The following is a 25047-nucleotide window of genomic DNA, read 5'->3' as shown; positions in this document are numbered from 1 at the left end:
ATGGCAAAAGCAGAAATGGCGTTTCAGTTTATCGAAAACGGTTCGAACTCGATGACTACTTTTCAGACGTTTATGTCCGCAGCAAATAGCCCGAATGATTCGCTGTCAGTGATGCAGAACGGCATCAACGTCGTTGCGACCATAACAAATGTCACTCCGATACTGAAGCCGATACGTATTCAGACAAACCTAATGAATGCGACGTCTGCATTAATAAGGGTTGTGACAGACTGGAAAAATCCGGACAAAAAGGTCCAAACAGGCGACGTGCTGACCATCGTCAGTGCCGCTGGAATAATCGCAGTTACAGTGCTTGTTTTGGCTGAAATCGGTCCTGGCGCTGCAGCAGTAATCAGCGGACTTGTCCTCGTCGCCGACTTGCAATCCGCCTTTCAACCATATATAAACTCTGCGACAATATGGTTGGGTAATTATATGTCAAACTTGCTGCAAATTTCGCAGCCTGTGTCGGTTGCTAGTGCATCGCTGTATTGGTCAAGTCTCCAAACTGGGAGCGGATACATCCTTGCGTCATATGACGAAATATTGACACAAAAGGGGTTGTTCATTTGTCTGAGCGATAAGGGTGTTTCAGGTAAAGGCTTGATGCCTATGGCGACCCCCGTCCCAGGCAGCTTCACACCGGTCAACGAGGATCAATACAAAGAAAACTACTGCAGATATCTAAGTGTAGAGCAGGGTTGGAGCGATATAGTTAGCGGAATGGATTATTGCAAAAACGTAAAATTCTGATGGCTATGAAAGCAATACCGCGTTGTATTTGGGTTTCACTTGTCGGATTCTTTCTCGCCTTCCTGTGCGAGGCTTGGGTGGAAATCGGCTTACTTCAATCTGGCTTCTTGCCTTGGGAGGGGTGTCTGGCCGTGTTCGCAAGTCTTGTGGCGAATCCCTTGGCGCTTGTGTATGGAATAAAGAGACGGAGATGGGCTTGCGATCTGCTTAAGTGGATCGGAGCCTTTGGTCTTGTATGGGCTATATTTGGCCACCCGTATTTGCAAGCATTGGGATTGTGGGCTATCTTGCTAATTACTCTTAGTGTGTGGCTTCGGCTCGGCGCGCTGTTCATATTGCGGCGCAAGGCGGTGAAAGATTGGATCGAAACGACTACCACAGGCGACGGTTTGCAGTGGCTTTAATGAATTCCGAATAAACGGCCTTTCTATTTTTCCATCACTTACCGCATTGCGCGGTAAGTGATGGAAGAAACTTTTGCCATGGTTATCCCGTGATGTTGAAATTACCCCGACATTTAGGGTTTCAGCAACCTGTAGACCTTCACCGACCTCCGCCAGGAGAACAGCGACCAGGCGTTTATCGCTAGAACCGCGATAGTCCAAACTACGACGCGCGCGCTAGTGTCGCCGCTGTGAGCTTCGTTTATCCATTTAAGATAAAGCAAGGTTGACATCAGGATACCGGCCACAACCCACCAGAAGGAAGTCTCGGGAGAGTCGACGCCGCAAATCTCGCCCGTGGAGTGGTTTAACCATCCAACCAGTGTTTGCCAGTTATCCGTGTCGCGCAGTACAGCCGTCACGACCATGCCGTTTTCAAGTCGAGGTGCACCGCGCATTTGTACAGCGTACTGACGTTTTCCCGCAACTGTGACATTAAAGGCGGTTCCGATTGTTCTCCTGCCATATTTGTCTTTGTCGACGACTATCCCTCCGATGTTTTCAAGTGTGACAGTAATGGCATGGTAGGTCATAAGCAGATGGCGCAGTAGCTGAATCCATAAGCATAGCTGTGCTCCGCAATCCCGCGACACTGACCGTACGGGTTTTTGGCGCCACATTGCGTTTGGTCAATGCGTTTCTCGATCTGCTATGTTTGCAGGAGTTTTGTGCGCCAGGCACTTCATCACGCCAAGTTGGTGACGCGTCAGGTTGAGGGTTGCATTCCGCAGTTCACGAGCTACCTATTCTGTCTCCTGCGCGGTGACCTGTTGGCTGTTTCCGTCCCCCGGAGAATTTCAGAACTGCCCAAACCCCGTCAACCCAATCAAGCTTCCAGCCGCCAGCAGCCACAGCGGATGAATGCGGGTTTTCAGCGCCGTCACGGCGGTAAAAGCGGTAATCGCCCACGCAATTGCCGTCGGATTCGATGCTTCTGCGATCAGCGCCGCGCTCGCCGCGACGATGCCGGCCGTCACCGGCACGAGTCCCAATTGCGCGTAGCGCCGCCACGGACGGTCCTTGAACCGATCCCACGCATGCAGCGCGAGTATCGTCACGAGCGACGACGGTCCGAACTTCGCCACCGAAGTCACCAGCATCCCGGCCCAGCCCGCCACGTGCCAACCGACCAGCGTGACGATCATCAGATTCGGTCCCGGCGCGGCTTGCGCGAGGGCGAACAGCGCGCTGAATTCGCTGGCCGGCATCCAGTGATGCACATCCACCACTTGACGCTGCATCTCCGGAAGAATCGTATTGCCGCCGCCGAACGCCAGCAGGGAAAGCTGACTGAAAATGACGGCGAGCGAAATGAGCGTGTCGTTCATCGTGCGGCCCTCGACGCGATGTAGATGCTGAGCGGCGTGAGCACCAGCATCGTTGGCAGAAGCGGCAGGCGCATGACCGCGATCGCGATGAACCCGAGCGCCGCGATGAGGGCGCCCATCGGTCTATTGCGCAACGGCAGCAGGATTTTCACGGCCATCGAGATCAGCAGACCGGACGCCGCCGCGGCGAGACCGGCAAACAGATGTCGAACGTGAGGGTCGTTTTGCGTGTGTTCATACAGCACGCCAAGGCCGATCACCACCAGCGAAGGCCCCGCGATCAACCCGAGCAATCCCGCCAGCGCACCCGGCACGCCGCGAAAGCGCATCCCGATCGCTACCGAAAGATTGATCACATTGCCGCCTGGCAAGAATTGGCAGAGGCCGAGCAAGTCGGTGAATTCCGCGCCGGTCAGCCAGCGCCGCCGTTCGACCAGTGCGCGCCGCGCCAGCGGCAGCGCGCCGCCGAACGAGATCAGCCCAAGGCCGAGAAAGCCACCGAAGATTTCCCGCAATGTGGGCGTGGGTGCCAGGGCGGCCTCCGACGCGGTGAGATCGTGATCCATATCGTTAAGCTTCCAGTTCAAGCTCAGAAGGGTAGCGCCGAACCGTTGGTGAGCAAAACGATTTTTGAGCGCGTCTTTGTGATCTAGAATCACAAGCATGGCTCGTAATCTTCCTCCATTTCCAGCGCTGCGCGCCTTCGAGTCCGCGGCACGGCATGAAAGCTTCACCGCTGCGGCGAATGAATTGCATGTGACGCACGGTGCAATCAGCCGGCAAGTCGCGGCTTTCGAAATATGGCTCGGCGTGCAGGTGTTCCATCGGCGTGGCAAACGCGTGCGTTTGACCGACGACGGCCGCCGCTATCTGACCACCGTGCAGGCCGCGTTCGACAGCATCGCGCTCGCCACGGATCAACTGCGCGACACCGGCGTCGTTCACGTGCTGCGCGTGAATGCGCTGCCGACCTTCGCGATGAAGTGGCTGCTGCCGCGGCTGCATCAATTCCAGCGCAAGGTGCCGAATGTGGAGCTAAGACTTTCGACCTCAAACGCGCCCGTCGAAACGCTGGACAGCTTCGACGTCGCCGTGCGGCGCGGGCCGGCCCATTGGCCGAACTGCGTGGGTGCCCATTTTCTTGGCGAGAGCGAGATTCCGGTATGCAGTCCCGCGCTGCTGCAACGCTCGCCGATCAAGGCGGCCGACGATTTCGCGAAGCACGTGCTGCTGCATTCGGACACGCGGCCCGATGCGTGGGGCAACTGGTTATCGGCGGCAGGGGTGACGGCGAAATGCCGGAAGAAGCAGTCGTTCGATCACTTCTATCTGGCTTTGCAGGCAGCGGTCGATGGACTCGGCGTGGCGCTAGGTCCGTTGCCGTTGCTGGCGGATGAGCTGGCATCGGGGCGGCTCGTCGTGCCGCTGGCCGGCCCGCGTATCGATGCGCGCGGCTATTGGTGGGTGGCGAGGCGCGAGGTCGCGCATGCGCCTTTGGTGGCGCAGTTCTGCGAATGGTTGCAAGCGCAAGGCGATCAGACCGATGAAACGGAAACGGGCGGCCAGGAGGCCACCCGTTAGATTCTGCGTACGCTGCTCATTACCCATTCACTTCGCGCACTAAGCGCGAAGCGCGAAGCGCGGCATCACAGGTAGAACATCCGGTCTTCATCCGACTTGGCCGGATGCGGTTCGGCTTCTTCGCGGTCTTCGTAGAACTTCAACACCGCTTCGAGCACCTGGTCCGGATTGTCGATCACCTGCATCAAGTCCATATCCGCCGGATTGATCAGGCCCATCGGCGTGAGCGAGTTCTTGAACCACGCAAGCAGGCCTTCCCAGAACTCGGCGCCGACCAGAATAATGGGCACATGTCGCGACTTCTTGGTTTGAATCAGCGTGAGGACTTCGGCGAGTTCGTCTAGCGTGCCGAATCCACCCGGCATTACGATCACGGCATCCGAGTTCTTGACGAACGTGACTTTGCGCGTGAAGAAATGGCGGAAGCGCAGCGAAATGTCCTGCCACTGATTGCCCGATTGCTCGTGCGGCAGTTCGATGTTCAAACCGACCGAAGGCGCCTTGCCTGCATGAGCGCCCTTGTTGGCCGCTTCCATGATGCCGGGGCCGCCACCCGAGATCACCGCGAAGCCTGCGTCCGACAGCTTGCGCGCGATTTGCGTGGCGAGTTTGTAGTAGGGCGAGTTCGGTTTCAGGCGCGCTGAACCGTAGATGCTGACAGCCGGGCGAATCTCCGAGAGGTACTCGGTCGCCTCGATAAACTCTGCCATAATCGTGAACATCTGCCACGATGCGCGGGCCTTCTTAGCCGTTGCGCGCTCTTGATCTGCGAGTGATCGCAGACTCGGAATCACTTTTCTCTTAGTCATAATGCCTGAAGAACGAAACCTTGAAGGTAAGACCCTGCTATTGGTCGACGGTTCGAGTTATCTGTACCGGGCCTATCATGCGATGCCTGATCTGCGCGGGCCCGAGGGTGGCCCAACGGGTGCGCTCTACGGAATGATCAACATGCTGCGGCGCATGCGCAAGGAAGTCACAGCAGAGTATAGCGCGTGCGTGTTCGACGCCAAGGGCAAAACGTTTCGCGACGACTGGTATGCCGACTATAAGGCGAACCGCCCGTCGATGCCGGACGATCTCTCGCGCCAGATCGAGCCGATTCATGTCGCCGTGCGCGCGCTCGGCTGGCCGTTGCTGATGATCGAAGGGGTCGAAGCCGACGACGTGATCGGCACGCTCAGCACCGAGGCGGAAAAGCGCGGCATGAACGTGATCGTGTCGACTGGGGACAAGGATCTGGCGCAGCTCGTGTCGGATCATGTCACCCTCATCAATACGATGACGAACGAAAAACTCGATCGCGCCGGTGTCATCGCCAAATTTGGCGTGCCGCCGGAGCGCATCATCGACTACCTGTCGTTGATCGGCGATACCGTCGACAACGTGCCGGGCGTCGAGAAGTGCGGGCCGAAAACCGCAATCAAATGGCTCACGCAATTCGAAACGCTTGATGGCATCGTCGCACATGCGGACGAGATCAAAGGTGCGGTAGGAGACAATCTGCGCCGTGCGCTCGATTTTCTGCCGATGGCGAAAAAGCTCGTCACCGTCGAGCGCAATTGCGATCTGACCGGCCATATCGTGTCGATCGAAGACAGCCTGGAGAGCCGGCCGGAATCGCGTGAGGAACTGCGCGAGGTGTTCACGCGCCACGGCTTCAAGACGTGGCTGCGTGAAGTAGAAATCGCTGATGCGGTGGAAGGTCCGGAGACCGATGTGCCGCCGGCGCTCACCGTGGATATCGAACGCCATTACGACACCGTGCAGACGTGGGAGCAGTTCGACGCGTGGCTCGAGAAGATCAACGCGGCCGAACTCACCGCGTTCGATACGGAAACCACCGCGCTCGATCCGATGACCGCGCAAATCGTGGGTTTTTCGTTGTCGGTCGAGCCTGGCCATGCCGCTTATGTGCCGGTCGCGCATCGCGGCCCGGACGCCCCCGTACAGTTGCCGCGCGATGAAGTGCTCGCGAAGCTCAAGCCGTGGCTGGAAAGTGCCGAGCACAAGAAGGTCGGCCAGCACATGAAGTACGACGAGCAAGTGCTGGCGAACTACGGCATTGAAATGCGCGGCGTCGAACACGACACGCTGCTGGAATCGTACGTGCTCGAATCGCATCGCACGCACGATATGGACAGCCTCGCGCTGCGCCATCTCGGCATCAAGACGATCAAGTACGAAGAGGTGGCAGGCAAGGGTGCGTCGCAGATCGGCTTCGACGAAGTCGCATTGGAAACGGCCGCCGCATACGCGGCGGAAGACGCCGACATCACCTTGCGTCTGCATCAGGCTTTGTATCCACAAGTGGCCGCGGAGAAGACGCTCGACCACGTGTATCGCGGCATCGAAGTGCCGACCTCGCGCGTATTGCGCAAGATGGAGCGCACCGGCGTCCTGATCGACGCGGAGAAACTGCGCGCGCAAAGCAGCGAAATCGCCACGCGTCTGATTCAGCTGGAAAGCGAAGCGTACGTGCTGGCGGGTGGCGAATTCAATCTCGGTTCGCCGAAGCAGATCGGCCAGATTTTCTTCGAAAAGCTCGAATTGCCGGTGGTCAAGAAAACCCCGAGCGGCGCACCGTCCACCGACGAGGAAGTGCTGCAAAAGCTCGCCGAAGATTATCCGCTGCCGAAGATCCTGCTCGAACACCGTGGGTTGTCGAAGCTGAAATCGACCTATACGGATAAGCTGCCGCGCATGGTCAACGCCACCACGGGTCGCGTGCATACGAACTATGCGCAGGCGGTCGCGGTCACGGGTCGTCTGGCGTCGAACGATCCGAACTTGCAGAACATTCCCGTGCGCACCGGCGAAGGGCGCCGTATCCGCGAGGCGTTCATTGCACCGCCGGGGTATAAGCTGGTCTCCGCGGACTACTCGCAGATCGAATTGCGCATCATGGCGCACATTTCCGGCGACGAATCGTTGCTGCGTGCGTTCTCGCAAGGCGAAGACATTCACCGCGCCACTGCGGCGGAAATTTTCAGCGTGACGCCGCTTGAAGTGTCGAACGATCAGCGGCGTGTGGCGAAGGTCATCAACTTCGGGCTGATCTACGGCATGAGCGCGTTTGGCCTCGCCGCGAACCTCGGCATTACACGCGATGCGGCCAAGCTGTATATCGACCGCTACTTCGCACGCTACCCGGGCGTCGCGCGTTATATGGACGAAACGCGTCTGAGCGCCAAGGCCAAGGGTTACGTGGAAACGGCGTTCGGCCGTCGTCTGTGGCTGCCGGAGATCAATGGCGGCAATGGTCCGCGTCGTCAGGCAGCCGAGCGCGCGGCAATTAACGCGCCGATGCAAGGCACGGCCGCCGACCTCATCAAGCTGTCCATGATTGCGGTGCAAAAGTGGCTCGAAGAGTCGAAGATCGGCACGCGCATGATCATGCAGGTGCACGATGAACTGATTCTCGAAGTGCCGGATGCGGAACTGTCAGAGGTACGCAAACGCTTGCCGGAGCTCATGTGCGGTGTCGCCGCGCTGAAAGTGCCTCTTGTCGCCGAAGTGGGCGCCGGCCTGAACTGGGAAGAAGCGCATTGACACTGATGTGACGGAGCGCTTGATGGGCGATATCGTCGTGCGCATGTCACACATGCGTTTTGACGGCTTGTGACAACCCGTGCCGCTCGCGGACAATCGCTAAGACAGACGGCGCGCGCGTTTCGTTTCATGCGCGCTGTCGCGACGCATAACCCATCGGCAAACACGGAGAGTTCAATGCATCGTTTTATCGTCGTTGGCGGGGGCGCGGGAGGGCTGGAGCTGGCGACACGCTTAGGCGACCGCTATGCGCCCAAGAAGAACAAAGGCGGTGTGCGCACGCAAGTGACGCTCGTCGACCGAAATCCAACCCATATCTGGAAGCCGCTGCTGCATGAAGTGGCGGCAGGCAGCATGGACCCGTTCACGCAGGAACTCGAATATGCGGCGCAGGCGCGTTGGCACGGCTTCGAGTTTCAGCAAGGCGAGCTGACCGGTCTGGACCGTGCGAGCAAACGTCTGACGCTCGGCACCGTGCTCGACGAAGATGGCGCCGAGCTGCTGCCCGCGCGCGAGCTCGAATACGACACGCTGATCATCGCGATCGGCAGCACCACGGCGTTCTTCGGGGTGAAGGGCGCGCCTGAGTTCTCGCTGGCGCTCGATACCGTCAGCCAGGCTGAGCGTTTTCGCAAACGGTTGATCGCGGCGTGCATGCGCGCCGAGCATCAGGTGCATGAGCCCGTCGAATCGGGATCGGGTACGTCGCCTTCCTCCGAGCCGCGCATCCAGGTAGCGATCGTCGGCGGCGGCGCGACGGGCGTCGAACTCTCGGCTGAGTTGCGCAATACGGCGCAGGTGTTGTCCGCTTACGGCTTGCATAAGCTCGATCCGCGGCATGACGTCGGCATTGTGCTGATCGAGGCGGGGCCGCGCATTTTGCCCGCCTTGCAGGAACGTGTGTCGACGGCCACCGCCGAGCTGCTCACCAAGCTCGGCGTGAGGCTGTTGATCGGCGAGACGGTGGCGGAGGTCGCGCCCGGCATGATCCGCACCGCGAGCGGTAAAACCGTGCGTGCCGATCTGACCGTGTGGGCGGCGGGCATCAAGGCGCCCGCCATCCTGAGCCAGCTCGACGGCCTGCCGGTCAATCGGCTGGGGCAACTCATCGTGCGCCGCACGCTGCAAACCGAAGTCGACGACGAAATCTTCGCGCTCGGCGACTGCGCGGCGTGTCCGTGGCCGGGCAACGAGCGCAACGTGCCGCCGCGTGCGCAAGCGGCTCATCAGCAAGCGAGCTTCCTGATGAAGGCGCTCGCAGCGCGGCTCGAGAACAAGCCGCTGCCGGAGTTTACCTACCGCGACTTCGGCTCGCTGGTGTCGCTCGGGCACTTCAGCGCGGTCGGCAATCTGATGGGCGGCGTGATCGGCGGCAATATGCTGATCGAAGGGTTGTTCGCGCGCTTCATGTACATGTCGCTGTACCGGCTACATATCGCCGCGCTGCACGGCTACGCGCGGATGGTGCTCGATACCTTCGCGCATTGGTTGCGGCGCACCACGCTGCCGCGGGTCAAGCTGCACTGAAGGCGCGTGAGAAGGTTGCATGTGCAACAGGATGCCTGTGAAGCGTATCCTGTTGCCACCGACCTTCACCCGAGGAGCGCCGCATGCTGAAAACCTGACATCGACAGCCTGGTCCCGCACGTTCCGTTCAATCGACGAATCTTCATCAAGGCTGCGCTCGGCACAGGTTTCGCCGCAGCCGTTCTGCCGGTGTCGGCGCAAACCATTCATACCGATAGCGACGGTCTCGAAGCCGGCGAGACCGGCGTGCGTTCGGGCGACATGCTGGTGCCGGGGTATCGTGCGCAGCCCAAGGGTAAGACGCACCTGCCGGTAATCATCGTTATCCATGAGACGTTCGGCGTGCACGAGCATATTGCCGACGTCTGCCGGCGCTTTGCCAAGCTGGGTTATCTGGCGATCGCGCCGGATCTGTTCGTCCGGGTCGCTCGAGCAGATGAAGCAGGCCATCGCCCAAGGTCCGCAGACAGGACGCGGTTCGCAATTCGTCGTGTATGACGACGCGGGCCATGCGTTTTTCGCGGACTATCGGCCGAGCTACAAAAAGGCCGATGCCGAGGATGGCTGGCGCCGCGTGCTGATGTGGTTCAAGCGGCATGGCGTGGCTTGAGGGCATGCGCCTGGCTGGAAGAATAAAAAAGGCCGTGACCGCTTTCGAGCGGCCATGGCCTTTTCGCTAATCGTACCGCTTGACCTATCGCTTAAGGATTCGGACCCGTTGCAACCGGCCGCTTCGGATCAGATGTCCATTCGCTCCACGATCCCGGATACAGGGCCGCGCCATGCATCCCGGCGATCTCCATCGCGAGCACGTTCACGCATGCCGTCACGCCCGAGCCGCATTGCAGCACGACATGTTCCGGCGGCGTATCGGCCAGCAGCCCGTGGAATTCCTCGCGCAGCGTATGGGCCGGCTTGAAGCGGCCGTCCGCGGTGAAGTTGTCCTTGAAGAAGCGATTGAGCGCGCCGGGGATATGGCCGCCGACGCGATCCAGCGTTTCGTTTTCGCCGCGGTAGCGATCGTTCGCGCGTGCATCGACCACGACGCGTTCCTTCGTACCGAGATTGCGTTCGACGGTCTGGGCATCGACCGTGACCGAAAGCGGCGCGCCCGCTTTGAAGTCGCCGGTATTCTGCGCCGGCGTGTCCTGGATCAGCGGCTGACCGGCGGCCTGCCAGGCTTGCAGTCCACCGTCCAGCAGCGCAACGGCGTCGTGGCCGAGCCAGCGCAGCAGCCACCATGCACGAGCGGCGTACATGCCGCCCTGCGCGTCATAGGCGACCACTTGCTGACCCTGCTTGAGTCCACGAGACTCCAGCGTTTCCACCAGCCGCGCGCGATCCGGCAAGGGATGGCGGCCGTTCGTACCGTTCTTCGGACCTGACAGATCGCGATCGAGGTGCAGGTAATGTGCGCCCGGCAGGTGCCCGGCCAGATAGGCCTTCTCACCCGCATCGGTGTCGGCCAGATCGAAACGGCAATCGATGACGAACACGCTGCCCGGCGCGGCGGTCAGCCGTTCCGCGAGGTTCGTCGCGGAAATGAGTGTGGTGTAGTGAGTGTGGGGCATGACGTCTCCTCGGTACGGACGATTGCGACTGCGGGCCGGCGGCTTGGTGCGGCGCGCGGACGGCCGAGCTATGTTGTTAGTCTAAACAAAAAAAAGACGGGTCGAAGCCCGTCTTTCCATGCTTGGGTGCAGCTCGCGCAAGAATCGGATCTAACGTGGATCAAGTGCGGAGCGCGCGGATCAGATCGCGCCGAGTTCGCGCCGCAAAAACTCGTGGAAGTGCTGCATGCCGTCTTCCATTGGGCTCTGATACGGGCCGACCTGCGATTCGCCGCGTTCCATTAGCGCGCGTCGGCCTGCGTCCATGCGCTCGGCGATTTCATCGTCTTCGCGGGCCGTTTCCATATAGGCGGCGCGCTCGGCTTCAACGAACTCGCGTTCGAACAGCGCGATTTCCTCAGGGTAATAAAACTCCACCACGTTGGTGGTTTTCTGCGGACCGCGCGGAATCAGCCACGACACGACCAGCACGTGCGGATACCACTCGATCATGATGCCGGGGTAGTACACCATCCAGATCGCGCCGAACTCGGGCGGATTGCCGCCGCGGAAGCGCAGCACTTCGTCGTGCCACTTACGGTAGGTCGGGCTGCCCGGCTGCTCCAGATCTTTGTGGACGCCGACGGTCTGCACGCTGTACCAGTCGCCGAACTCCCACGTCAGGTCGTCGCAATTGACGAACCCGCCGAGGCCAGGATGGAACGGCGCGACGTGGTAATCCTCGAGATAGACCTCGATGAAGGTCTTCCAGTTGTAGTTGCACTCGTGCACCTCGACATGATCGAACATGAAGCCCGAAAAATCGAAGTGTTGCTTCGTGCCGAGCCGCGCCAGATCCCGGGCGACGTCGCGCCCTTGCGCTTCAAACAGCAAGCCTTGCCAGTTCTGCAGCGACGTGGCGCCGAGATTCAGGCAGGGGTTATCCGCAAAATGAGGTGCGCCGAGAAGCTGGCCGTTCAGGTCGTAGGTCCAGCGATGCAGGGGGCAGACGATATTCTCCGTCTGGCCGCGGCCGTTGAGCATGATGGCTTGCCGGTGGCGGCACACGTTCGACAGCAACTCGACTTGCGACTGCTGGTTACGGACGAGCACACGCCCTTCGCTCTCGCTCGGCAAAGCAAAATAATTCCCCGCTTCGGGCACCATGAGATCGTGGCCGATGTAGCGAGGACCTTTCTTGAAAAGGGTGTCGATTTCGCGCGTTAGAAGCGCTTCGTCAAAGTAAGCCGTGACTGGCAGCTGGCTGTGAACAGACCGCAACTGCAATGCATTGCTCAGATTGGACATTCCCACTCCCGATGAAGACGTGAAAGCAGTGAACAACCCAACCATCGAAGATTCGATTTAGGGAGCCCGCGATTATACCCGTTTCCCCTTTCGTGGGGCGCTTAAGTGCCTGATTTGGGTCAAAAATGTCAGGAAAGTTCGCTGTTTTCGCCGCAGACCGATCGATTTTTTTCTGCGAGACTGCTAGAGCGGAGCGGATGGCTGCGGCGCCGCTCCGGGCGGCGAGCGGATCGGAAATGTCTCTTTTGCCGTAGAATGTTCGACTTGTTTTAATTTTGCGACTATTCATGGCGAAGACCGCATCGAAAGATACTGCTGCCGCGCCTGCGGAAGGCGTCGATACCACGCCGTTGCCGGAGAACTATGAGGCTGCCCAGGCCGAGCTGGAAGGGCTGGTCGCGCGCATGGAAGGCGGCAGCCTGAGTCTCGAGGAGTCGCTCACCGCCTACCGGCGCGGCGCGGCTCTGGTGGCGTTTTGCCAGCAGCAGCTCGAGAAGGTCGAGCAGCAGGTGCGCGTGCTCGATGGCGAGACGCTCAAGCCGTTGCCAATGAATAGCGCAGGCACAGCCGCTACGGAAAGCGGGGACGACCTATGACATTCGAACAATGGACCCGCTCGGTACTCGAGCGCGTCGAAGCGGCATTGGAACATTACCTGCCCAGCGAGGCGACCGAACCCGCCAAACTGCATGAAGCCATGCGCTATGCGGTATTGGGCGGCGGCAAGCGGATTCGCCCGCTGCTATGCCACGCGGCCGGCGAGCTGACCGGCGCGCGCGCCGAATGCCTCGATGCGGCAGCGGCGGCGCTGGAAATGATCCACGTGTACTCGCTCGTGCATGACGACATGCCTTGCATGGACGACGACGCACTGCGTCGCGGTAAACCCACCGTACACATCAAATATGACGAAGCCACGGCGCTGCTGGTCGGCGACGCGTTGCAATCGCAAGCATTCGTCGCGTTGACGTCGGACGCTCTGGCATCGGCGCAGCAGGCATCGCTCGTGCGTGAACTGGCCTTGGCGAGCGGCTCGATCGGCATGTGCGGCGGCCAGGCGATCGACCTGGCGAGCGTCGGCCACACGCTGACGCGCGCGCAACTGGAAACCATGCACCGGATGAAAACCGGCGCCTTGCTGCGTGCTGCGGTACGCATGGGCGCGCTGGCGGGCGAAACGCCGAGTGCGGACGCGATGCGTTCGCTCGACGCGTATGCGGCCGCTGTCGGCCTCGCGTTTCAGGTCGTCGACGATATTCTCGACGTCACGACCGATTCCGCGACGCTTGGCAAGACGGCAGGTAAAGACGCGAAGGACGGCAAGCCGACCTACGTGTCGATTATTGGGCTAGATGCGTCGCGTGCGCTCGCAGCGCAACTGCGCGGCGACGCCCACGCTGCGATTGCGCCGTTTGGCGCGCGCGCGCAGCGTCTTTCCGAATTGGCGGACCTGGTGGTGAACCGGGTTAGCTGAACGCGAAAGCCCGCCGCCGCGCACCTTTGCCAGGAGGTGCATGTATGAAGTGCGGGCGCGTAAGTTTTCCTACAATGGAACGACGATGTACGACTTGCTGAAAACCATCGACGACCCGGCAGCCTTGCGCCGCCTCGATCGCCGCCAATTGCAACCGCTTGCCGACGAGTTGCGTGCCTTTGTGCTCGACAGCGTATCGCAGACGGGCGGCCATCTCTCGTCCAACCTCGGCACGGTCGAGTTGACCATTGCTCTGCACTATGTGTTCGACACGCCGCGTGACCGGATCGTCTGGGATGTCGGCCATCAAACCTATCCGCATAAAATCCTGACGGGCCGGCGCGACCAGATGCACACGCTGCGTCAGCTCGGCGGAATCTCGGGCTTCCCGCGCCGCGACGAGTCGGAATACGACACCTTCGGCACCGCGCACTCCAGCACCTCGATCTCGGCCGCGCTCGGCATGGCGGTCGCGAGCAAGCTGCAGGGCGACAATCGCATGGGCATTGCCGTGATCGGCGACGGCGCGATGACGGCCGGCATGGCTTTCGAGGCGATGAACAACGCCGGTGTCGAAGACGACGTGCCGCTGCTGGTCATCCTGAACGATAACGACATGTCGATTTCGCCGCCGGTCGGCGCGCTGAATCGCCATCTGGCGCGCCTGATGTCGGGCCGCTTCTACGCCGCGGCCCGTGCGGGCGTCGAACGCGTGCTGCGCGTCGCGCCGCCTATGCTGGATCTGGCCCGCAAGCTCGAAGAGCACGCGAAGGGCATGATCGTGCCGGCTACGCTGTTCGAAGAGTTCGGCTTCAACTACATCGGCCCGATCGACGGACACGACCTCGATTCGCTGATCCCGACGCTGCAGAACATCAAGGAACTGCGCGGTCCGCAATTCCTGCACGTCGTCACGAAGAAGGGCCAGGGCTACAAGCTGGCCGAGGCCGATCCGGTGCTGTATCACGGCCCAGGCAAGTTCAATCCGGCTGAAGGCATCAAGCCGTCCACGGCGCCGTCGAAGAAGACCTACACGCAGGTGTTCGGCGAATGGCTGTGCGACGCGGCCGAACTGGACGCGCGCGTGATCGGCATTACACCGGCAATGCGTGAAGGCTCGGGCATGGTCGAGTTCGAGAAGCGCTTTCCGGATCGCTACTTCGACGTCGGCATCGCCGAACAGCACGCGGTGACGTTCGCCGGCGGTCTGGCTGCGGACGGCATGAAGCCGGTGGTCGCGATCTACTCGACCTTCCTGCAACGTGCTTACGATCAGCTGATTCATGACGTCGCGCTGCAAAACCTGCCTGTAGTGTTCGCGATCGACCGCGCGGGTCTGGTCGGCGCGGACGGCGCAACGCATGCGGGCGCGTACGATCTGGCGTTCCTGCGCTGCATCCCCAACATGACGGTGATGGCTGCATCGGACGAAAACGAATGCCGCCAGATGCTGTACACCGCATTGCAGCAGCCGAATCCGACGGCGGTGCGCTACCCGCGCGGCGCCGGGACGGGCGTGGCAACCGTCAAGCAGATGACTGCGCTGCCGCTCGGCAAGGGCGAGATCCGTCGCGAAACGTCGCAACCGGCCGGCAAGCGTATTGCGATTCTGGCGTTCGGCACGATGGTCGCGCCGTCGCTGGCCGCGGCCGAGCAACTGGACGCCACGGTCGCGAACATGCGCTTTGTGAAGCCGCTGGACGCCGAGCTGGTCCGTCAACTGGCTGAAACGCATGACGCCGTAGTCACGGTTGAAGAAGGTTGCGTGATGGGCGGCGCGGGCTCGGCTTGCGTCGAAGCCCTGCTTGAGAGAGGGGTTATGCGACCCGTACTACAATTGGGCCTCCCGGATCGCTTCATTGATCATGGGGATCCGGCCAAGCTGCTCTCCGCGTGTGGTCTGGACGGCGCGGGCATTGCCAGGTCGATTCGCGAACGCTTTCTTTCCAGCGGTGCGGTCGCCGGTCAATCCTCGGTGAAGCGCGTCGCCTAGTTGCGTCGCTAACCGCTCTGCCGCGCGCCACGCCGCGGCTACGGCGGACATAGCAATCTCCAACTTGAATCGATGGACCTTCGGGTCCATCATCCAGCGCCGGCAGGGGCCGGCGTTTGCCGTTGCGCAGCCTGATCCGCACGGTCGCCGAGAACCCTCAAACCTGTCGCTTCGCGACAGCCCCCGCTGGGGCAATCCGCCAATCCCCCAAGGGGACTTCTTTCGGGGCGGACTTCCTGCGGAGCGGAAAACTTGGGGCGGCCCGGCGGTTTCTTGAAAGGACAAGAATATGAACCAGATGAATCCCGCCTTTGTGATGCCCGACGTGCAGAGCACGCCCGATACGCGTCAGATCCCGATTCAACGTGTCGGCGTCAAGGCCGTGCGCCATCCGTTGATGGTGCGCACGCAAGACGGCGAGGTGCAGCCGACTGTCGGCACGTGGAATCTCGACGTGCACCTGCCGGCCGATCAGAAGGGCACGCACATGTCGCGCTTCGTCGCGCTGCTTGAAGAGAACAAGGCGCCGCTCGAGGCGGCCACGTTCCGAACGATGCTCGCCGCAATGCTCGAAAAGCTCGAAGCCGAGGCCGGCCGCATTGAGGTGTCGTTCCCGTACTTCGTGAACAAGACCGCGCCGGTGTCGGGTGTGCAAAGCCTGCTCGACTACGAAGTGACGTTGACGGGCGAGACCCGCAATGGTACGACGCGTCTCTTCCTGAAGGTGCTGGTGCCGGTCACGAGCCTGTGCCCGTGCTCGAAGAAGATTTCTCAGTACGGTGCGCACAATCAGCGCTCGCACGTCACGATCAACGCCGAGCTCGCGGGCGATGTGGCGGTGGAAGAGCTGGTTCGTATCGCTGAAGAAGAAGCGTCGTGCGAACTGTGGGGCTTGCTCAAGCGCCCGGACGAGAAGTTCGTCACCGAGCGTGCCTACGAAAATCCGAAGTTCGTTGAAGACCTGGTGCGCGATGTCGCGCAGCGTCTGAATGCCGACGAGCGCATCGTCGCGTATGTGCTCGAAGCCGAGAACTTCGAATCGATTCACAATCACAGCGCGTATGCCGTGATCGAGCGGGATAAGCGGGTGGGTTGAGCGCGCTTTCGCTTGCCTGCTGCAAATGAAAAGCCGCTTTCAAAGCGGCTTTTTTGCGTCATCGCGTCGCGAAGTTCAGCGGGCGAGGGAAGTCAGATCCCAGCGCGGCTTCACCGTGAATGCGTAGTCTTTGGCCGATTGATCGGGCCAGCGCTGCAGCCTCAAAGCGCCGGCCAGCGCGATCATCGCGCCGTTGTCCGTACACAGCGACAAATCCGGGTAGTGCACGAAGAAATTGCGTTTCTTCGCTGCAGCGGAGAGCGCCTCGCGCAGTTGCCGGTTCGCGCCCACACCGCCTGCCACCACCAGCCGATTGAGCTTGGTCCGCTTGAGCGCGCCCAACGATTTCGCCACCAACACCTCCACGGCCGCGTCTACGAAGCCGCGCGCCAGATCGGCCTTCGCCTGCTCACAGATGTTCGCGCCGCCGAGCTTTCTGGCATGGGTGAGAACAGCGGTCTTCAGTCCGCTGAAGCTGAAATCGAGGTCGCCGGAATGCAGCATGGGCCGCGGCAGGACCACTGCGCCGGGCGTGCCGAATTCAGCCATCCGCGAGACTTCCGGGCCGCCCGGATAACCTAGGCCGAGCAGTTTGGCGGTTTTGTCGAAGGCCTCGCCGGCGGCGTCGTCCAGCGTTTCGCCGAGCGTTTCGTAGACGCCTACATCCGTCACGCGCATCAGTTGTGTATGGCCGCCCGACACCAGCAGGGCAACGAACGGAAACGGCGGCGGCTCATCCACCAGCAGCGGCGAAAGCAAATGCCCTTCGAGATGGTGGATGCCGATGGTCGGCTTGTCCCATGCCATTGCCAGCGAATTCGCGACGCTTGCGCCGACCAGCAGCGCGCCCGCGAGCCCCGGGCCTTGCGTGTAAGCGATCGCGTCAATGTCGCTGCGCACCGTGCCGGCTCGCTCCATCACCTCTTCGAGCAGCGGCAACGCCCGGCGGATATGGTCGCGCGACGCCAGTTCAGGCACCACGCCGCCGTACTCCCTGTGCATCGCAATTTGCGAATGCAGCGCGTGCGCGAGCAGCCCCCGCTCTGTGTCGTAGAGCGCGAGACCGGTTTCGTCGCAGGAGCTTTCGATGCCGAGAACGAGCATGATGGATGAGCTTGATCGGACGCGTGGGCACGTCCAAAAAGTGAAAAGGCAAGCTTGAAAGTATAGCAGTGCGGGCAGGGGGGCCGCAGGCGCGCAGGTACAATGCGGCCCCATGGAATCCTTCGATATCGCAGTAATCGGCGCGGGTGCGGCCGGCATGATGTGCGCGGCCGTGGCCGGGCAACTCGGTCGTCGCGTGGTGCTGATCGACCACTCGCAGCGTCTCGCGGAGAAAATCCGCATCTCTGGCGGCGGTCGTTGTAACTTCACGAATCTGTATGCCGGCCCGGCCAATTATCTGTCGGCCAATCCCCATTTTTGCCGCTCGGCGCTGGCGCGCTATACGCCGCGCGATTTCATGGCGCTGCTCAAGCGTCATCACGTGACGTGGCATGAGAAGCACAAAGGACAGCTGTTCTGCGATCAGTCGAGCGACGCGGTCATCAATGTGCTGAAGAACGAATGCGACGCGGGCCGCGTCGCGTGGCGCACGCCGCTGTCGGTCGAGCAAGTTCGTCAGGATGCGGACCGACGATTCACGCTGGACACCCAGTCGGGTCCGATCACGGCGCGTGCGCTCGTGGTCGCGACCGGCGGCCTGTCGATCCCCAAGATCGGCGCCACGGATTTCGCTTACCGGCTCGCCAGGCAATTCGGCCACAAGCTGATCGACACCCGTCCCGCGCTGGTTCCGCTGACGTTCGCCGCAGCCGACTGGGAGCCGTTTTCGGCCCTATCCGGCGTATCGCTCGAAGTGCAACTGGCGACCGGCAACAAAAAGACCGGCGCCGAGTTCAATGAAGACCTGTTGCTCACGCACCGCGGCCTGTCGGGCCCGGGGGTTCTCCAGATATCGAGCTACTGGCAGCCAGGCGAGCCGGTTCAAATCAACCTGCTGCCCGAGCAGGACGCCACGACCGCATTGCTCGAAGCGAAAACCGCCACCAGGCGCCAGATCGCCAACCTGCTGTCGGAATGGGTGCCGCAACGGCTCGCCCATGTCTGGTTGGAAACCCACCAGATTCCCGCCGAGGCGCGCGTGGCCGATCTGCCAGACAAGACCTTGCGCCGCGTCGGTGAGGCTTTGTCGCGTTGGACGCTCACCCCGAACGGCACGGAAGGCTATCGCAAGGCCGAAGTGACGCGCGGCGGCGTCGACACGCGCGACCTGTCGTCGTCGACGATGATGAGCGCCCGCGCGCCGGGGCTGTACTTCATCGGCGAAGCGGTTGACGTGACTGGCTGGCTCGGCGGCTACAATTTTCAATGGGCGTGGGCCTCGGGCGTGGCAGCCGGCCAGGCGGCCGCGGAGTATGCTCTGGGGGCTTGACGGCGGAGTGGCTTTGTGAGAAAGCTCTGCTATACTCCTGAACCTTTACAAAGTTTCGTTATTGAAAAATGACGATCATCCGCGTAAAAGACAGCGAGACAGCGAGCAGGCAACGAGCCGTTTGAAGGTGCCTTGCGCCGTTTCAAGCGCACGATTGAGAAAAACGGGTTGCTGACGGAACTTCGCGCCCGCGAGTTTTACGAAAAGCCTACGGCCGAGCGCAAGAAGGCGGCGGTTAAGCGTCATTTCAAGCGTCTGCGTGGCCAGATGCTGCCAAAGAAGTTCTACTGATTCTGGCGTTGCCGCGGTTCCTGTCAAACGGAGCGGCGACATTCAACGGGTGACGGCACAGCAAGTGCCATCACGGAAAACACGGCCCTTCGGGCCAGCCGGCAGGGTCGCATTCACTACGCAAAATTGCGCCAACCCGCTTGAGGAAGCAGTCCCAAGCGGGTATTCGTGTTGTACGCGGCGTGCTGGTGCAATGAGCCGGCCGGTTTTTCAATTTCAACGCATTCAGGTGAGTGATGAGTCTCAAGGACCAGATCAACGACGATATGAAAGCTGCCATGCGGGCGCGCGAGACCGAGCGTCTCGGCACCATCCGCCTGCTGCTGGCCGCGATCAAGCAACGCGAAGTCGACGAGCGCGTCACGCTCGACGACACCGCGATCACCACCGTCATCGACAAGATGATCAAGCAACGCAAAGACTCGATCAGCCAGTTCGAAGCCGCTGGCCGCACGGATCTGGCAGACAAGGAAAAGGCTGAACTGGCCATCTTGTCCGCCTATATGCCGGAGCAGATGTCCGAGGCCGAGATCGTTGCCGAAGTCCAGGCCGCGGTCGCGCAAACGGGTGCCGCCGGCCCGCAAGACATGGGCAAAGTGATGGGCGTCCTCAAGCCGAAGCTGGCCGGCCGTGCCGACATGACCGCCGTCTCGGCGCAAGTCAAAGCCGCGCTCGCGAAGTAATTCCCCTATTTCCGGTCTGCGCGCGCCGTCGCTCGACGGGGCGCAGCCTTGAGCCTTTCAGGTAGCGCCATTCACTGTGATTCCACCGTCATTCCTGCAGGACCTGCTCAACCGCGTCGATATCGTCGACGTGGTCGGCCGGTATGTGCAGTTGAAAAAGGGCGGCGCGAACTTCATGGGACTGTGCCCGTTTCACAACGAGAAAAGCCCTTCGTTTACGGTTAGTCCGACTAAACAGTTCTATCACTGTTTCGGCTGCGGCGCGCATGGTACGGCCATCGGCTTTCTGATGGAACACGTCGGCTCCACGTTTCCAGAGGCGGTTAACGAACTGGCGCAGTCGGTCGGCTTGACGGTGCCGAATGAGCCTTCGCCGGGATATGGCGGTGGTGGTTCCGGCGGGTATTCGCCGGCGGCATCCAAGGCGGTTACCACCGCCCTGTCCGATGTCATGCAGGCTGCTTGCGATTTCTATCGCAAGCAGCTGCGCAGCGCACCGGTCGCGATTCAGTATCTGAAGAAACGAGGCCTGACCGGCGAGGTCGCCGCCCGCTTCGGCCTTGGCTACGCTCCGGACGGCTGGCAGAACCTTGAGCCCGCATTCCCCAACTATCGGGACGATTCGCTGGTCGAAGCGGGTCTTGTCATCGTCAGCGAAAAGTCTGATGTGCAGGGGCAGAACCGCCGATACGACCGCTTTCGCGAGCGGATCATGTTCCCGATACGCAATGTGAAGGGGCAGGTAATCGGCTTCGGCGGCCGTGTGTTGGACGGCGGCGAACCTAAATATTTGAATTCGCCCGAAACGCCCTTATTTAACAAGGGCAGCGAGCTATATGGCCTATTCGAGGCGCGTCTGGCAATCCGCGAACAGCATTATGTGCTGGTGGTCGAAGGCTATATGGACGTGGTCGCGCTGGCGCAATTGGGGTTCCAGAACGCGGTTGCCACGCTCGGCACGGCCTGCACGCCGATTCATGTGCAGAAACTGATGCGCCAGACCGACACGGTCATCTTCAGCTTCGACGGTGATTCCGCCGGCCGCCGCGCCGCACGCCGCGCGCTGGATGCCTGCCTGCCCCACGCGGCGGACAACCGGACCATTCGGTTCCTGTTTCTGCCGTCCGAGCACGATCCGGACAGCTACGTGCGCGAATTCGGCAGCGAGGCGTTCGCCGGGCAGGTCGAGCGCGCCATGCCGCTGTCGCAATTCATGCTGAACGAGGTGCTGGCCGGCAAGGAGCTGGATCAGCCGGAAGGCCGGGCCCGCGCGCTGTTCGACGCGAAGCCTCTGTTGCAGCAACTGCCGGCCAACGCGCTGCGTGCGCAGATCATGCACATGTTCGCCGACCGGCTCGACGTGCCGTTCGATGAAGTGGCCGCTTTGTGCGAAGTCGACGCGCGCATCGCGGCGGCAGCCCGTTCAGCGCCGGCCCGCAAAGACCGGCGCAGTGTGACCGGGATCGAAGAAAAAACGCTGCGCAATCTGGTGATGTATCCGCGGACGGTGGCGGTGCTCGACGAGGAGGCAGAACAGGCGCTTCTGACCGTTACCCGTCACGGCGAACTGTTCGAAGAAGTGACGACGCATGCGCGCGCACTGGGCGATTCGGCGGAATTTCAGTTGCTGTCCGATCTATTGCGAAACGGCGCAAACGCCCCAACTTTCGAGGAAATCTTTCGCAAAATTCTGGACTATGATGAAAACGTCCGGGATTTGCTGCTGAAGGATCCGGAAGATGCGACCGTTATCGAGGAGCGGCGCGAGCAGGAGCGGATCGTCGGAGAGGAATTGAAAGCGGCGATCCTGAAGATGCGATACGACGCTTACTGCGATCGTCTCGAGCAGCTTTCGCGGCAATCCCGGCACACGCCGGAGGAGTTTGCGGAGCTGACAGGCCTGAATCAGAAGCGGGCTGACATGAAGCGCCAGCTCGGGCTGTAGGCGGGATGGCGGAAGCCTAGGTGCTATAATAAAAGGTTTCCAGCGGTTTGTTTTTTCAATGGTTTTCCTAGCAAAGGCGAAAAGGCGATTGCGATGGCAAAGACACCAGGCGGAAAAAAAGCAACGGGCACAGGTTCGAACGAGCCGACCAGAAAGGTCACTGAGGCCAAGTTAGCTTCTTCCCCCACAAAAACGTCTGCCGCAAGCGTCACACCTGCAGCCGGGAAGAAATCCTCGACCACTTCCGCTGCGCGAGCGGAGCCGGTCAGGGCGGCGAAAGCTGTACCACCACCGGCCACAAAACGGCCGGGTGTCAGAAGCGCAAGGGAAGCGCCTGCCGCGCAGGACGATGCGGTAGAGCGCGAGACTCCAGTATCCACGGTTCAACCGGCTGTTGTCCAACAGCCGCGAGTCGAGACTACAGCCGGTACGGCGAACTCCATGACGAAAAAGCTGAACGAAGTACCCGTCGATGACGAGGCAACCCAGAGCGAAGAAACTCCTGCGGCCGTTCCAGGCAAGGTGGAAAAGGTCAAGGCTCGCGACCGTCGTGCAAAGGAAAAAGCACTGCTGAAAGACGCGTTCGCGTCGTCGCAGCCGGGCACCGTCGAGGAACTCGAGGAGCGCCGCTCCAAATTGCGCGCGCTGATCAAGCTCGGCAAGGAGCGCGGCTTCCTCACGTACGCGGAAATCAACGATCACCTCCCGGACAACTTCACCGAAACCGAGGCAATCGAAGGCATCATCAGCACGTTCAACGACATGGGCGTGGCTGTGTACGAGCAGGCGCCGGACGCTGAAACGCTGCTTCTGAACGACAACGCGCCCGCCGCTTCTTCGGACGACGAAGTGGAAGAGGAAGCGGAAGTTGCGCTCTCTACCGTCGACTCCGAATTCGGCCGCACCACCGACCCGGTCCGCATGTACATGCGCGAAATGGGGACGGTCGAGCTGCTCACGCGTGAAGGCGAAATCGAAATTGCCAAGCGGATCGAAGACGGCCTCAAGCACATGGTGATGGCCATCTCCGCGTGCCCGACCACGATCGCCGACATTCTGGCAATGGCTGAGCGCGTCGCGAACGAGGAAATCCGTATCGACGAATTGGTCGACGGCCTGATCGACGCCAACGCGGAAGACGCGGACGGCTTCTCGGCGCAGGAAGCGGAAGCGATCGAGAGCGAAGACGCGGAAGCCGAGGAAGAAGCCGAAGAAGACGAGGAAGAAGACGACGGTACGGCGCAAGCCACGGCCAACGCGGCGCAGATGGAAGCGCTCAAGCGTGCGTCGCTTGAGAAGTTTGCCCTCATCAGCGAATGGTTCGACAAGATGCGTCGTGCGTTCGAGAAGGAAGGCTACAAGTCCAAGTCCTATCTGAAAGCGCAGGAAACGATCCAGAACGAGCTGATGACGATCCGCTTCACCGCGCGTACCGTAGAGCGTCTGTGCGACACGCTGCGCGCGCAAGTGGACGAAGTGCGTCAGGTCGAGCGTCAGATTCTGCATACGGTGGTCGACAAGTGCGGCATGCCGCGTGCCGAATTCATCGCGCGTTTTCCGGGCAGCGAAACGGATCTCGAATGGGCCGACAAGATCGTGGGCGAAGGTCCCGCGTATAGCGGGATCCTCACACGGAACATTCCGGCGATCCGCGAACAGCAGCAACGTTTGCTCGACCTGCAAGCGCGCGTCGTATTGCCGCTGAAGGACCTGAAGGAAACCAACCGTCAGATGGCGGCTGGCGAATTGAAGGCGCGTCAGGCGAAGCGTGAAATGACCGAGGCGAACTTGCGTCTCGTGATCTCGATTGCGAAGAAGTACACGAACCGCGGTCTGCAGTTCCTCGACCTGATTCAGGAAGGCAACATCGGCCTGATGAAGGCGGTGGACAAGTTCGAATACCGTCGCGGCTACAAGTTCTCCACCTACGCCACGTGGTGGATCCGTCAAGCCATTACGCGTTCCATCGCGGACCAGGCGCGTACGATCCGGATTCCGGTTCACATGATCGAAACGATCAACAAGATGAACCGCATCTCGCGTCAGATCCTGCAGGAAACCGGTCTCGAGCCGGATCCGGCAACCCTGGCTGAAAAGATGGAAATGCCGGAAGACAAGATCCGTAAGATCATGAAGATCGCGAAGGAGCCGATCTCGATGGAAACGCCGATCGGTGACGACGACGATTCGCATCTGGGCGACTTCATCGAAGATACGAACACGGTTGCGCCAGCTGACGCCGCGTTGCACGCCAGCATGCGCGATGTCGTGAAGGACGTGCTCGACTCACTGACGCCGCGCGAGGCTAAGGTGCTGCGCATGCGCTTCGGTATCGAGATGAGTACCGATCACACGCTCGAAGAAGTCGGTAAGCAGTTCGACGTGACGCGTGAACGGATTCGTCAGATCGAGGCGAAGGCGCTACGCAAGCTGCGTCACCCGAGCCGTTCGGACAAGCTGAAGTCGTTCCTTGAAGGGAATTGATCGAAGGGCATCCGGCAGTTGTTGCGGATAGGGTTTCCTGGTCGTTTTGCTGAGGCGAAGCGAAGCGGTCACGGATTCCCGTTTTCGTGTAGTATGTGCACCCATCAGCGAATAGGCCCGGCCTTCAGACCGGGTCTTTTTGTTAGGGCCGGACGCCGTGCTGGTTGCAGGCAGCGGACTCATAATCCGCCTCCGAAAGGACACCGTCGGTTCGACTCCGACCCGGCCCACCAAGGTTTTAGCTATTTCTAGCTCCCTGAGTTTTTCCGCAATTCCTTTCGCGCGTCGGTCTGCGCTTCTCCACACACGGGTTTCAGGCATAGCTTTCGCTCACGGCGATTGAGCTGTGGCCGGGTTGCTTTCGCCTGTTGGATATTGCCGGTGTTACCCATCTTTTCGGCCACCCTTCTTCGCGTGCAACTCGCGACGCTCAATTGCTGAATCATCAGGACTACTGCAAGACTCGACGCGGCGAAAAAGAGGCTTCTCAACTTTTTGAAATTAATTGCATGAGGGGGTTGACGAGGGTGCGGGTCGCATCGCATAATTCGCCTCCCGTTTGATGACGGACGCGAAGAAAGCAGAGCTTCTGAGCGAGTGATCTT

At 60.8% G+C, this 25047-nt stretch carries 20 protein-coding genes, 1 tRNA gene and 2 pseudogenes; 16 read left to right on the top strand and 7 right to left on the bottom strand.

Going from position 1 to position 25047, the window contains the following annotated elements; all coding sequences use genetic code 11:
• Complete coding sequence (locus tag ACAX43_RS00115; protein ID WP_370706399.1) at positions 1 to 753, top strand: hypothetical protein; 753 nt, start codon at positions 1 to 3, stop codon at positions 751 to 753.
• Entirely contained in the window at positions 732 to 1157 is a 426-nt protein-coding gene (locus ACAX43_RS00110) for a hypothetical protein (RefSeq protein ID WP_370706398.1), read from the top strand. Before ACAX43_RS00115 ends, ACAX43_RS00110 begins: the two co-directional genes overlap by 22 nt.
• A 113-nt stretch (positions 1158 to 1270) precedes the next feature.
• On the opposite strand, the gene ACAX43_RS00105 is transcribed toward ACAX43_RS00110, so the two are convergent.
• From ACAX43_RS00105 to ACAX43_RS00095, 3 genes are all read right to left on the bottom strand, one after another.
• Positions 1271 to 1729 (bottom strand): hypothetical protein, encoded by a 459-nt coding sequence (locus ACAX43_RS00105; RefSeq protein ID WP_370706397.1) that lies wholly within the window; start codon positions 1727 to 1729, stop codon positions 1271 to 1273.
• A 264-nt stretch (positions 1730 to 1993) separates the two neighbouring features.
• On the bottom strand, positions 1994 to 2524 hold the full coding sequence (locus ACAX43_RS00100; RefSeq protein ID WP_370706396.1) for a chromate transporter: 531 nt from the start codon (positions 2522 to 2524) through the stop codon (positions 1994 to 1996).
• The gene (locus ACAX43_RS00095) at positions 2521 to 3090 is read right to left on the bottom strand and encodes a chromate transporter (protein WP_370706395.1); all 570 of its coding nucleotides are present in this window, start codon (positions 3088 to 3090) and stop codon (positions 2521 to 2523) included. Before ACAX43_RS00095 ends, ACAX43_RS00100 begins: the two co-directional genes overlap by 4 nt.
• Positions 3091 to 3187: 97 nt before the next feature.
• On the opposite strand from ACAX43_RS00095, the gene ACAX43_RS00090 reads away from it, so the two are divergent.
• On the top strand, positions 3188 to 4105 hold the full coding sequence (locus ACAX43_RS00090) for a transcriptional regulator GcvA (RefSeq protein WP_370706394.1): 918 nt from the start codon (positions 3188 to 3190) through the stop codon (positions 4103 to 4105).
• Between the two features lie 65 nt (positions 4106 to 4170).
• On the opposite strand, the gene ACAX43_RS00085 is transcribed toward ACAX43_RS00090, so the two are convergent.
• Positions 4171 to 4914, bottom strand: a complete 744-nt coding sequence (locus tag ACAX43_RS00085) for a TIGR00730 family Rossman fold protein (protein WP_370706393.1) — start codon at positions 4912 to 4914, stop codon at positions 4171 to 4173.
• Position 4915: 1 nt separating this feature from the next.
• On the opposite strand from ACAX43_RS00085, the gene polA reads away from it, so the two are divergent.
• From polA to ACAX43_RS00070, 3 genes and pseudogenes are all read left to right on the top strand, one after another.
• Positions 4916 to 7657 (top strand): DNA polymerase I, encoded by a 2742-nt coding sequence (gene polA, locus ACAX43_RS00080; protein WP_370706392.1) that lies wholly within the window; start codon positions 4916 to 4918, stop codon positions 7655 to 7657.
• A gap of 177 nt (positions 7658 to 7834) precedes the next feature.
• Positions 7835 to 9184, top strand: coding sequence for an NAD(P)/FAD-dependent oxidoreductase (locus tag ACAX43_RS00075; protein ID WP_370706391.1), 1350 nt, complete (start codon positions 7835 to 7837; stop codon positions 9182 to 9184).
• A gap of 99 nt (positions 9185 to 9283) precedes the next feature.
• Positions 9284 to 9794 (top strand): annotated as a pseudogene (locus ACAX43_RS00070) (dienelactone hydrolase family protein).
• A 91-nt stretch (positions 9795 to 9885) separates the two neighbouring features.
• On the opposite strand, the gene ACAX43_RS00065 reads toward ACAX43_RS00070, so the two are convergent.
• Both ACAX43_RS00065 and ACAX43_RS00060 read right to left on the bottom strand, forming a co-directional pair.
• A complete protein-coding gene (locus tag ACAX43_RS00065; protein ID WP_370706390.1) occupies positions 9886 to 10755 on the bottom strand; it encodes a sulfurtransferase in 870 nt (289 codons plus the stop codon).
• A gap of 180 nt (positions 10756 to 10935) precedes the next feature.
• On the bottom strand, positions 10936 to 12042 hold the full coding sequence (locus tag ACAX43_RS00060) for an aromatic ring-hydroxylating dioxygenase subunit alpha (RefSeq protein WP_370706389.1): 1107 nt from the start codon (positions 12040 to 12042) through the stop codon (positions 10936 to 10938).
• A gap of 287 nt (positions 12043 to 12329) precedes the next feature.
• Between ACAX43_RS00060 and ACAX43_RS00055 the strand changes: the two genes are divergently transcribed.
• The 4 genes from ACAX43_RS00055 (at position 12330) to folE2 (ending at position 16605) form a co-directional block, all read left to right on the top strand.
• Entirely contained in the window at positions 12330 to 12638 is a 309-nt protein-coding gene (locus tag ACAX43_RS00055; RefSeq protein WP_370706388.1) for an exodeoxyribonuclease VII small subunit, read from the top strand.
• Complete coding sequence (locus tag ACAX43_RS00050) at positions 12635 to 13516, top strand: polyprenyl synthetase family protein (RefSeq protein ID WP_370706387.1); 882 nt, start codon at positions 12635 to 12637, stop codon at positions 13514 to 13516. Before ACAX43_RS00055 ends, ACAX43_RS00050 begins: the two co-directional genes overlap by 4 nt.
• Positions 13517 to 13601: 85 nt before the next feature.
• Entirely contained in the window at positions 13602 to 15509 is a 1908-nt protein-coding gene (dxs, locus tag ACAX43_RS00045) for a 1-deoxy-D-xylulose-5-phosphate synthase (RefSeq protein ID WP_370706386.1), read from the top strand.
• A 289-nt stretch (positions 15510 to 15798) separates the two neighbouring features.
• The gene (gene folE2, locus ACAX43_RS00040; RefSeq protein ID WP_370706385.1) at positions 15799 to 16605 is read left to right on the top strand and encodes a GTP cyclohydrolase FolE2; all 807 of its coding nucleotides are present in this window, start codon (positions 15799 to 15801) and stop codon (positions 16603 to 16605) included.
• 75 nt (positions 16606 to 16680) lie between these two features.
• On the opposite strand, the gene tsaD is transcribed toward folE2, so the two are convergent.
• Entirely contained in the window at positions 16681 to 17709 is a 1029-nt protein-coding gene (gene tsaD, locus ACAX43_RS00035) for a tRNA (adenosine(37)-N6)-threonylcarbamoyltransferase complex transferase subunit TsaD (protein WP_370706384.1), read from the bottom strand.
• 112 nt (positions 17710 to 17821) lie between these two features.
• Here tsaD and ACAX43_RS00030 point away from each other — a divergent pair, with 112 nt between their 5' ends.
• From ACAX43_RS00030 to ACAX43_RS00005, 6 genes and pseudogenes are all read left to right on the top strand, one after another.
• Positions 17822 to 19039, top strand: a complete 1218-nt coding sequence (locus ACAX43_RS00030) for an NAD(P)/FAD-dependent oxidoreductase (RefSeq protein ID WP_370706383.1) — start codon at positions 17822 to 17824, stop codon at positions 19037 to 19039.
• A gap of 111 nt (positions 19040 to 19150) precedes the next feature.
• Positions 19151 to 19330 (top strand): annotated as a pseudogene (gene rpsU / locus ACAX43_RS00025) (30S ribosomal protein S21); the annotation flags it as partial.
• Positions 19331 to 19566: 236 nt separating this feature from the next.
• The gene (locus ACAX43_RS00020) at positions 19567 to 20013 is read left to right on the top strand and encodes a GatB/YqeY domain-containing protein (RefSeq protein ID WP_370706382.1); all 447 of its coding nucleotides are present in this window, start codon (positions 19567 to 19569) and stop codon (positions 20011 to 20013) included.
• Positions 20014 to 20089: 76 nt separating this feature from the next.
• A complete protein-coding gene (gene dnaG, locus ACAX43_RS00015; protein ID WP_370706381.1) occupies positions 20090 to 21958 on the top strand; it encodes a DNA primase in 1869 nt (622 codons plus the stop codon).
• Positions 21959 to 22051: 93 nt separating this feature from the next.
• Entirely contained in the window at positions 22052 to 24442 is a 2391-nt protein-coding gene (gene rpoD / locus ACAX43_RS00010) for an RNA polymerase sigma factor RpoD (protein WP_370706380.1), read from the top strand.
• Between the two features lie 145 nt (positions 24443 to 24587).
• Positions 24588 to 24675 (top strand) — tRNA-Ile (locus ACAX43_RS00005).
• Positions 24676 to 25047: the final 372 nt, after the last annotated feature.

Source organism: Paraburkholderia sp. IW21 (genome assembly GCF_041321145.1).
In the GTDB taxonomy this organism is placed as follows: domain Bacteria; phylum Pseudomonadota; class Gammaproteobacteria; order Burkholderiales; family Burkholderiaceae; genus Paraburkholderia.
The sequence above is the reverse complement of the archived record's forward strand: the minus strand, read 5'-3'. Positions and strand labels throughout refer to the sequence as shown.